Below are 10,615 nucleotides of genomic sequence, written 5' to 3' on the forward strand. Positions count from 1 at the left end.
GCAACCTCAGCCCCTGTCCGTCGGATCGATAAAGCGTGGCCCGACCTACGGTCGCAAGATCACAACCCCCAATGGCGGCAGTGTCAATGACAGGGATAGCGGCTGCCCATGCCGCTCAACCTGCTCGGCCAGAATGCCCCCACCATTGCCGGTATTGGAACCTCCATAGCAAACCGCATCGCTATTGAAGATTTCCGTCCAGCGCTCGCCTTCCGGCACGCCGATGCGATAGTTCTCGCGCACCACCGGTGTAAAATTGGCCACCACCAGCAACGGATGGCCGCTGGTGCTCTTGCGCAGCCAGGCGAAGGTGCTGTTGCTGCGGTCATCGCCGATCAGCCACTGGAAACCGGCAGGGTCGCTGTCCAGTTCATGTAGCGCCGGTTCCTCGCGATACAGGCGGTTGAGATCACGCACCAGGTCCTGCGCGCCCTTGTGGTCGGCTTCGCCCAGCAGATACCAGTCCAGTTCACGGTCATGATGCCACTCGCGCCACTGGCCGAACTCGGAGCCCATGAACAGCAGCTTTTTGCCGGGATGGGTCCACATGAACGAGAGATAGGCGCGCAGGTTGGCGAATTTCTGCCAGCGGTCACCCGGCATCTTGCCAATCAGCGAACCCTTGCCATGCACCACTTCGTCATGGGAAATCGGCAGCACGAAGTGTTCCGAATAGGCGTAGACCATGCTGAAGGTCATCTTGTCGTGGTGATAGCTGCGATGGATAGAGTCTTCCTGGATGTATTTGAGGCTGTCGTGCATCCAGCCCATGTTCCATTTGTAGGCAAAGCCCAGACCGCCCTCCGCGACCGGCCTGCTCACGCCGGGAAAGGCCGTGGACTCTTCGGCGATGATCAGTGCGCCTTGTGCTTCATGCGCGACCACCTCGTTGAGGTGCTGCAGAAACTCGATGGCCTCCAGGTTTTCGCGCCCGCCGTGGCGATTGGGAATCCACTCGCCTTCCTGCCGGGAATAATCGCGATAAAGCATCGAGGCTACGGCATCCACGCGCAAACCATCGACGTGGAATTCGCGCAACCAATGCAGCGCCGAAGCCAGCATGAAGCCATGTACCTCGGTGCGACCGAGGTTGTAGATGTAAGTGTCCCAGTCCTGATGGAAACCCTCGAACGGATGCGCGTATTCATACAGCGCCGTGCCGTCGAACATGCCCAGGCCATGGGCATCGGTGGGGAAATGCGCAGGCACCCAGTCGAGAATCACGCCGACGCCAGCAGTGTGACAGGCATCGACGAAGGCGGCGAAGTCATGGGGCGAACCGTAACGCGCGCTTGGGGCGAACTGCGAGAGCAACTGGTAACCCCAGGAGCCGCCGAAGGGATGCTCCATGATCGGCATCAATTCGATATGGGTAAAACCCATCTCCACCACATAGGGAATCAGCCGCTCCGCCAGCTCGTGCCAGTTGTACGAGCGTCCGCCCTCACCGCCTTCGCGCTGCCACGAGCCGGCATGCACCTCGTAGATCGACATCGGGGCGTTGAGCGACTGACGGGCCGCCCGGTCCTGCAACCAGAATTCATCCTTCCACTCGTAATCCAGCGGTCGGGCAATAACCGAAGCGGTCCCAGGTGGATGCTCGGTAGCCAATGCCATGGGGTCGGCCTTTAGCGGCAGAATGCCGTGCGGCCCGAGAATCTCGTATTTGTAGACGTCGCCCGGATGCAGTCGGGGAATGAAAATTTCCCATACGCCCGCCGGAAAACGCAGCCGCATCGGGTGCCGCCGCCCATCCCAGTCGTTGAAACTGCCCACCACCGAAACACGCCTGGCATTGGGCGCCCAGACGGCGAAGCGCACGCCCTGTACCCCGTCGACCTCCATAAGCTGCGCGCCAAATACACGGCCCAGTTCACGGTGGTTGCCTTCGGCGAACAGGTAGAGATCCATTTCGCCCAGTTGCGGGCCGAAGCTGTAGGGATCTTCGGTGATCTGCTCTCCGCCGGCCCAGCGAATATTCAACAGATACGGCTGCGGGTGGGTCAGGCGCGTGAAGAACAACCCCGGAACCTGCCCCTGCTCCATGGCCGTCAGCGTACGACCGCTGGCACGCTCCATTACCTCGACGCTCAGCGCATTGGGCAGATAAGCACGAACCACCAGACCGTCGCCGTCGGGATGGGGGCCGAGAATCGAGAACGGATCACCATGCTCGGCGCGAACCAGCGCATCGACATCAGCGTCGCTGGGCAAAAGGTGTTCGCCGTGCAAGGTCACCGCAGGCCGATCATTCATTGAAACCTCCGCTGGATAACTGTTGCGCCATCTCCCACAACCCCCTCAAAGGGACCGGGAGCCAGGCGGGTCGATTCTCTGCTTCGTAGAGGATTTCGTATGCGGTTTTCTCGAAGCTGAACAGGTTCAGAGCCGCCTCGGCACCGTTGACGTCATGCCAGGCATGAGGCATTCCGGCGACAGCCTGTCGATAGGCATCCATGAACGTTGAACGTGCACTGTGCCGATAGTTTTCGGCAATGCGATGACGGGCATCTTCGGCTTCGGCGGACGTGTCGCTGCCCTGGGCGTTACGCCGGATCATGGACGCGGCGTACTCAAAGGAACGCAGCACACCGGCCACATCCTTCAGCGGGGAAAGCTTGGCGCGGCGCTCTTCCAGCGACCGCGCAGGCTCGCCTTCGAAGTCGATGAAGTAGGCATCGCCCTGCACCACCAGCACCTGCCCGAGATGCAAATCGCCATGCACCCTTGTGCGCAGGCCGCCAATGGTGCTGTTCGCGAGCCGGTCCACTTCATCGAGCAGCCTGCCGCGCAAGCCAAGCAGATGCTCCACTTCGGCTGCAGCCTTCCTGTTCAGGCCGTCACGCTGCGCGGCAAGCACATCCAGCGCATGCTCGAGCTGCTCACGAATACTCGCTGCCCATTTTTCACTGTCGGCTTGCGAAGTGGTTTCGTAGGCGAAATCCGGATTGTCCGTTTCAGCAGCCAGGGTCATATGCAGTTCGCCAAGTCGCTGGCCCAGCAGACGGTTGAAGTGTTCCAGCTCTTCCAGGGCGCTGTACTGGTTTTCCACCAGCGAGACACCACCCGCCAGCTCGTCGCGCACCGCACGGTCCAGGGTGGTCAGCGTCCATTCCCAGGCATCGCCCTGGTTGTCCAGGAAACGCTGCACCACCATCAGCGCGTGCGGCTCGCCCTTCTTGTTGACGCGGCTGACCTGGCCGAGCATCGCGGAAATATGGGTGAAGCCCTGCTCGGTCAGGAAACGACCCATTTCCAGCTCCGGATGCACGCCGGACGAAACGCGGCGCAGCATCTTGATCATCATCTCGTTGCCGATGATCGCCGAACTGTTGGATTGCTCCGCCGAGGAATAGCGCACCTCGACACCGTCGGGCAGTTCGATTTCAGCCAGTTGCGGCAACGGCTCGAAACGTATCTGGCCTTCGCCACAGCTCAGCACCTGTTCGTCACGCAAGCCCTGGATGACGCTCAACACGAACTGCTCCAGAGTGAAGGCATCGGTCAACAATCCCACCTGCGGGCCACGTCGCACCCTCGCGATGGCCAGTTGCTGGGGCAGCGCAGTACCGAAATCGGCCTCGGCGAGGAAGCCCAGTGGCAATTGGTAGAGATCGGTATGCCCGCCTGACTCCACCGCAATCTCGCTGAACAGCACCGGTCGTTGCGGATCACCGAACGGCACGCTGTAGCAGATCCTGATCGAATCGATCGGTGCCCCCTTGCTGGCGAACCAGCGCCGCTTGGGCAGGTAGGCCGGCAAGGAGTCATGCGCCAGGGTACGTTTGCAGGCGCTGTCCAGCGTGTCCAGGCGCTTGAACACCAACGTCTGGAAGTCCGGCATGACATCCACCGGTTCCTGGTGCCAGATCGGCATCTGATGCGTGGACGCCAACTGGAACCAGTAGAACCCGTAAGGCGGCAACGTCAGCAGATAGGACAGCTGGCCGATGGGCGGAAAGGCGCTGCCACCGACCATCTCCACCGGCACCATACCGGCGTACTGCGAAAGCTCCAGCTCCGCCGCCTGGGCCGAGCGGGAGACGTTGGCCACGCAGAAGATGACTTCAGTTTCGCCATTGGCGCCAGTGAATTCGCGCAGATACGCCAGGATTCGCCGGTTGCTCGGCGCCAGCATTTTCAAGGTGCCGCGACCGAAGGCCTTGAACTGCTTGCGAATGGCGAGCAGGCGCCGGGTCCAGTTGAGCAGCGAATGAGGATCGCGCTGCTGCGCCTCGACGTTGACCGCCTGATAGCCGTACAGCGGGTCCATGATCGGCGGCAGCACCAGGCTTGGCGGGTCGGCGCGGGAGAAACCGCCGTTACGATCCGGCGACCACTGCATCGGCGTACGGACGCCATCGCGGTCGCCAAGAAAGATGTTGTCGCCCATGCCGATCTCGTCGCCGTAATAGATCACCGGCGTGCCGGGCATCGACAGCAGCAGGCTATTGAGCAGCTCGATGCGCCGGCGATCACGCTCCAGCAGCGGCGCCAGACGGCGGCGAATGCCAAGATTGATACGCGCGCGCTTGTCCGAGGCGTAATAGTTCCAGAGGTAGTCGCGCTCCTTGTCGGTCACCATTTCCAGCGTCAGCTCGTCATGGTTACGCAGGAAGATCGCCCACTGGCAGTTGGCCGGAATATCCGGCGTCTGACGCAGGATATCGGTGATCGGGAAGCGATCCTCCTGCGCCAGCGCCATGTACATGCGCGGCATCAGCGGGAAATGGAACGCCATGTGGCATTCATCGCCTGGGCCGCCATCCTCGCCACCGAAGTAGAGCTGGGTGTCTTCCGGCCATTGATTGGCCTCGGCCAGCAGCATACGATCGGGGTAGTTGGCGTCGATCTCGGCGCGAATCTGCTTGAGCACCACATGGGTCTCGGGCAGGTTCTCGTTGTTGGTGCCATCGCGCTCGACCAAGTAGGGAATGGCATCCAGGCGCAGACCATCGATGCCCAGATCCAGCCAGTAACGCATCACGCTGAGCACCGCCTTCATCACCTGCGGGTTGTCGAAGTTCAGGTCCGGCTGGTGCGAATAGAAGCGGTGCCAGAAGAACTGCTCAGCCACCGGGTCCCAGGTCCAGTTGGAAGTTTCCGTATCGAGGAAGATGATCCGCGTGCCCTGGTATTTGTCGTCGGTGTCCGACCAGACGTAGAAATTGCGCGCCGCCGAGCCTTTCTTCGCTTTGCGCGCACGCTGGAACCAGGGATGCTGGTCCGAGGTGTGGTTGATGACCAGCTCGGTGATGACCCGCAAGCCACGCTTGTGGGCTTCGGCGATGAAGCGCTTGGCATCGGCCATGTTGCCGTAGTCGGGATGCACGCCGCGATACTCGGCAATATCGTAGCCGTCATCGCGGCGCGGCGAGGGGTAGAACGGCAACAGCCAGATGGTGTTGACGCCCAGGTCGGCGATGTAGTCGAGCTTTTCGATCAGGCCGGCAAAATCACCGACGCCGTCGTTGTTGGAATCGAAAAAGGATTTCAGGTGAACCTGATAGATCACCGCATCCTTGTACCAGAGCGGGTCTTTGATAAAGGCGGCAGGCTTGCGCGCTTTGGCCATGTTCTTCGTTTCCTTTCAGTGCTCCGGCGCCGGTAATCCGAACGGCAGAACCAATCTATAAAAAGGATTTAGTTTTAATTACAAGCAACTGATTCAAAACGATTAAGTAAATTATTCTAGAATTCACTTTAAGCCTGGATCTGGAGCAACCATGCTGAATCGCCAAATGCCGAACGGCAGTTGCCAAGGTTCGATGCGCATCCACTGGGTCTTGCCGTACCAGGTCCAGCGATGGCCATTCATCAGATCTTCACCCTGGGTGTGGGCGTCATCAGGCAGGCCCAGCTCCCAGAGCGGCAGCTCGAAATGGGCTTCCTGAGCGTTATGCGGATCGAGGCTGACGGCCACCAGCACGAAGTTCGACAGGTCCGGCGTGCGCTTGCCGAAGTAGAGAATGTTGTCGTTCCAGACCAGATAGGGCTTGAAGCCAAGATGAGTCTGCAGTGCCGGGTTTTGACGACGGATGCGGTTGAGCTGGGCGATCTCGGCGATGATGTTGCCGGGCGCGTGATAGTCGCGCACCCGGATCTGGTATTTCTCCGAGTCGAGATATTCCTCTTTGCCGGTGATGGCGGCGGCCTCGCACAGCTCGAAGCCCGAATACATGCCCCACAGACCCGAGCCCATGGTCGCCAGCGCAGCGCGAATGAGGAACCCGGCACGCCCGGATTCCTGCAGGAAAAAGGGGTTGATGTCCGGCGTATTGACGAAGAAATTCGGTCGGTAGCAATCGCGCAACGGGTGCTCGTTCAACTCGGTCAGATACTCACTGAGCTCGGCCTTGGCGTTGCGCCAGGTGAAATAGGTGTAGCTCTGGTTGAAACCGACCTTGCCCAGGCGCGCCATCATCGCCGGTCGGGTGAAGGCTTCAGACAGGAACATCACATCGGGATCACGCTCGCGTATATCGGCGATCAGCCACTCCCAGAACGGCAGCGGTTTGGTGTGCGGGTTGTCGACGCGAAAGATCTTCACGCCCTGCTCCACCCAGTGCCAGACCACATCACGCAACGCCAGCCACAGGTCGGGCATGGCGTCCTCGGCATAGAAATCGACGTTGACGATATCCTGATACTTTTTCGGCGGGTTTTCCGCATAGCGGATGGTCCCGTCCGGTCGCCAGGAGAACCAGCCGGGATGCTCCTTCAGCCAGGGATGATCCTGGGAACACTGGATGGCGAAGTCGAGTGCGATCTCCAGACCGTGTTCAGCGGCAGCTGCAACCAGTTCACGGAAATCCTCCAGCGTACCCAGCTGCGGGTGGATGGCGTCGTGACCGCCGTCTTCGCTGCCGATGGCGTAGGGGCTGCCCGGATCGTTCGGTCCAGCCTGCAGGCTGTTGTTCGGTCCCTTTCGATGCGCGCGGCCAATGGGATGGATCGGCGGAAAATAGAGCACATCGAAGCCCATGTCGCGAATCATCGGCAGGCGCTTGTGTACATCTCTAAAAGTACCGTGGCGGTTCGGATCATCGGTTTCCGAACGGGGAAACAGCTCGTACCAACTGGCGAACTGCGCCAGTGGCCGCTCGACTTCAAGCGGGTAGATAGGGCTTGCACTGCAATGCTCACGGGGATCGGCCTCGGCCATGGCCGCCGCGGTTTCCGCGGCCAGCAGCACCGAAACGCGCTCGTCATCCAGGTGTGAGCTGTCGAGCCGATGCAGCAGATCATCGAGCATGGCGCGAATTTCACCCTGTGCCCGTTGCGCGGCACGCTCGATCAACAGACGCCCTTCGGTCAGTTCCAGTGAAACCCCAACGCCCGCCGCATGCTTCTTGGACAGTTCATAGCGGTAGGTTTCGTAGAGATCCCACCAGGCTTCAACCCGGAACTCGTGCGAAGCGACCTGGGTGGCGGTGAATTGGCCCTGCCAGATATCCCGGCCAGCATCAGCCCGCTTCAGCGGAGCGCGACGCCAGTTCTCCTCGCCCTGCTGCCGCCAGCAAATCGCAGCGGCAAGCTGATCGTGGCCATCGGCGAATACCCGGCAACTGACCACAACCGGCTGACCGATGATCGCCTTGGCCGCAAAGCGCCCCTCATCCAGCACAGGTTGTATGGCATCGATGGCAATGCGCGGCAACCGCAGAGCCTGTTCAAGTCGGGGGGCAAGGGTGGCGTGAGACGGTGCTTCGGACATCGAACGGGCTCCTGACGCGTGAAGGCTGCGATACGGCAAACCCGTCCGCTTCAGGAACGAACATCAAGCGGGCCGGATACACCGAGGAAAACCCACTGGAAGGGGTTTCACAAAGTCTGTTCTTCCGAACCAGAAGAGCCCGTAAAAGTTCAGCCGGAAACCTTGCTAACAGCTGCAGCGTGCGCGTAAAGGGAGGGTCACATCCGCAAACAAGGCCTACACCTCAGTGTGGCCCTTCACGGGCATGGCCCGTTCCCACGAAAAGCGAAGATTGCCCCGATAAGGAGCCTTGCGGCAGGTATCGTCACTCGTCCTCATTCACCCGATCCCGCAACTCCTTTCCAGGCTTGAAATGCGGAACGTATTTGCCGTCGAGTGGGACGGATTGGCCGGTCTTGGGATTGCGACCGACGCGAGGGGCGCGGTAATGGAGGGAAAAGCTGCCGAAGCCGCGAATTTCAATGCGATCACCAGTGGCCAATGCCTGAGCCATTTGCTCAAGCATGGTCTTGATTGCCAGTTCCACATCCTTGGACGAAAGCAGCCCTTGCTGGGTGACGATTCGCTCGATCAACTCCGACTTGGTCATGGTTTTCCCTTCGTTTTCAAGCGGCTAGATCATTTGGGTTGCGGTCGTTTGTAGCATGTTGTACAGAGTTTGAACAGCCCGTGAGCACTTCCTGACTCCCGACGCAGGAAGAAGGCAAGCGCCGGGAATAGCCAGCGCTTCTTACGCCCTATCCACCAACGCCCTGGCTTCTTCCTGGATACGCTTGAGGTGGGATTCGCCTTCGAAGCTTTCGGCGTAGATCTTGTAGACGTCTTCGGTCCCGGACGGCCTGGCGGCGAACCAGCCGGTGGCCGTCACGACCTTGAGCCCACCGATGGCAGCGCCGTTGCCCGGTGCTTCGGTAAGGATCTGGGTGATGGGCTGGCCAGCCAGTTCCCCAGCGGTCACCTGGGAAGCGGACAGCTTGGCAAGCCTGGCTTTCTGTTCACGATCGGCGGGAGCGTCGATACGCTGGTAGACCGGCGCACCGAAACGTTCGGTCAGTGCCTGGTAGCGCTCGCCAGGATCCTTGCCGGTGACGGCTGTCATCTCCGCAGCCAGAAGGCCGAGGATGATGCCGTCCTTGTCGGTCGACCAGGCGCTACCTGACTTGCACAGGAAGGAAGCACCCGCTGATTCCTCTCCGCCAAAGCCCAGGCTGCCGTCCCTCAGGCCCTCGACGAACCACTTGAAGCCCACCGGCACCTCGATCACCCGCCGCCCTATTCCGCTGGCCACGCGGTCGATCATGGACGAGGACACCAGGGTCTTGCCGATGCCCGCCTCTGCGCGCCACTCGGGGCGGTGGGTAAAGAGGTATTCGATGGCCACGGCTAGGTAGTGATTGGGGTTCAGCAGCCCGGCAGAGCGCGTGACGATGCCGTGACGGTCGTGGTCGGTGTCGCAGGCGAAGGCCACGTCGAAGCGGTCCTTGTTCTCGATCAGTCCGGCCATGGCGTGTGGTGAGCTGCAGTCCATGCGGATCTTGCCGTCCCAGTCCAGGCGCATGAAGCGGAAGGTCGGATCGACCACCGTGGACAGCACCTCCAGCGGCAGGCCATAGCGCTCGGCGATGCGCGTCCAGTAGTGCACGCCAGCGCCGCCAAGCGGATCGACGGCAAATTTCAGGCCCGAGCTGCGAATCGCCTCGAGATCGATCACCTGCCCCAACCCGCCGACATAGCTGTCGATGAAGTCGAAGCGCTGGGTCGTCGGCGCCCTCAACGCACGGGCATGGTCCATGCGCTCGACGCCTCGAAGCCCGGCCACCAGCAAGGCATTGGCGCGCTCCTGAATCCATCGGGTCACGCCGGTATCAGCCGGGCCGCCGTTGGTGGGGTTGTATTTGAAGCCACCATCGGCTGGCGGATTGTGCGACGGGGTGATGACGATACCATCGGCCAGACCACCGCTGCGGCCCTGGTTGTACTTGAGAATGGCATTGGAAATCGCCGGCGTCGGCGTATAGCCGGGCACGCCGCCGGTTTCGCCACAACCGGCATCGATGCGCGTCTCGACGCCATTGGCCGCCAGCACTTCCAGGGCCGAAACGAACGCCGGCTCGGACAATGCATGAGTATCCATGCCGACGAACAGCGGCCCATCGATGCCCTGCTCCCTGCGGTAATCGCAGATAGCCTGGGTCACCGCCAGAATATGCCATTCGTTGAAGCTGTTCTTGAGCGAAGAACCGCGATGCCCCGAAGTGCCGAAGGAAACCTGCTGCGCCGGATCGGAGGGGTCGGGTCGCTCGCTGTAGTAGCGCGAAACCAGGCGCGGGATGTGGATCAGCGAGTGTTCGTCAGGCAGGCATCCTGCGTTGGAGTCGATGCTCATGGGTCATTCCCTGAGAGGATAAAAGTATCGCCTCAGATTAAGTGTCAGAGGCGGTCGACTCCATACGACCTCCGCCAGGCGTATTTATCTCATCTACTGCAACACCAGAGAACGATGTAGCCGTAGCCTGGATTAGCCGAAGGCGTAATCCGGGTTTCGAAGGCGTAACCCGCCGATCAGCAGGCGTAACCCCTCGCGCCAAGTACCGGTTCTCGCAATGCCTGGACGTCCACCTGTCGAGTCGGTGAAGCGTGACCCGACAACAGCGCAGAGCCCGCCTTTGTAGGTCGGGTTAGCCGAAGGCGTAACCCGACGATCAGCAGACTTAACCCCACGCGCGAGGCATCGCCTCTCGCAATGTCTGGCCGTTCATCCGTCGGGTCGGTGAAGCGTGACCCGACCTTGTATCTCGACTGCAGCCTTTCAGGAGGCGATAGTCCCCGGCTGATCATCGGGGGAGAGAGTGCAAGTAGTACCCGCCCTTAAGCTTCGAGCTTGTGACGTAGATAACG

At 60.8% G+C, this 10,615-nt stretch carries 5 protein-coding genes; all 5 read right to left on the bottom strand.

The features are described from left to right. Positions 1 to 45: 45 nt before the first annotated feature. Positions 46 to 2,256: a 1,4-alpha-glucan branching protein GlgB gene (glgB, locus tag G7020_RS21035; RefSeq protein WP_181086926.1), complete on the bottom strand. Its 2,211-nt coding sequence runs from the start codon at positions 2,254 to 2,256 to the stop codon at positions 46 to 48. After that, positions 2,249 to 5,575, bottom strand: coding sequence for a maltose alpha-D-glucosyltransferase (treS, locus tag G7020_RS21040; protein WP_181086927.1), 3,327 nt, complete (start codon positions 5,573 to 5,575; stop codon positions 2,249 to 2,251). The genes glgB and treS overlap by 8 nt, the downstream gene beginning before the upstream one ends. A gap of 123 nt (positions 5,576 to 5,698) precedes the next feature. Next, positions 5,699 to 7,717: an alpha-1,4-glucan--maltose-1-phosphate maltosyltransferase gene (locus G7020_RS21045; protein WP_181086928.1), complete on the bottom strand. Its 2,019-nt coding sequence runs from the start codon at positions 7,715 to 7,717 to the stop codon at positions 5,699 to 5,701. Between the two features lie 304 nt (positions 7,718 to 8,021). Beyond that, positions 8,022 to 8,306 carry an integration host factor subunit beta gene (gene ihfB, locus G7020_RS21050; RefSeq protein ID WP_181086929.1) on the bottom strand — a complete coding sequence of 95 codons (285 nt, stop codon included), beginning with the start codon at positions 8,304 to 8,306 and terminating at the stop codon, positions 8,022 to 8,024. Between the two features lie 141 nt (positions 8,307 to 8,447). Then, the gene (gene pgm / locus G7020_RS21055) at positions 8,448 to 10,103 is read right to left on the bottom strand and encodes a phosphoglucomutase (alpha-D-glucose-1,6-bisphosphate-dependent) (protein ID WP_181086930.1); all 1,656 of its coding nucleotides are present in this window, start codon (positions 10,101 to 10,103) and stop codon (positions 8,448 to 8,450) included. Between the last annotated feature and the right edge of the window lie 512 nt (positions 10,104 to 10,615).

This window comes from Stutzerimonas stutzeri, from assembly GCF_013522825.1.
GTDB classification, from domain to species: Bacteria; Pseudomonadota; Gammaproteobacteria; order Pseudomonadales; family Pseudomonadaceae; genus Stutzerimonas; species Stutzerimonas stutzeri_AK.

Excerpts from the sequence above, each read along its gene's own strand:
- glgB (WP_181086926.1), bottom strand. The coding sequence starts at position 2,256 with ATGAATGATCGGCCTGCGGTGACCTTGCACGGCGAACACCTTTTGCCC.
- G7020_RS21045 (WP_181086928.1), bottom strand. The coding sequence starts at position 7,717 with ATGTCCGAAGCACCGTCTCACGCCACCCTTGCCCCCCGACTTGAACAG.
- treS (WP_181086927.1), bottom strand. The coding sequence starts at position 5,575 with ATGGCCAAAGCGCGCAAGCCTGCCGCCTTTATCAAAGACCCGCTCTGG.
- pgm (WP_181086930.1), bottom strand. The coding sequence starts at position 10,103 with ATGAGCATCGACTCCAACGCAGGATGCCTGCCTGACGAACACTCGCTG.
- ihfB (WP_181086929.1), bottom strand. The coding sequence starts at position 8,306 with ATGACCAAGTCGGAGTTGATCGAGCGAATCGTCACCCAGCAAGGGCTG.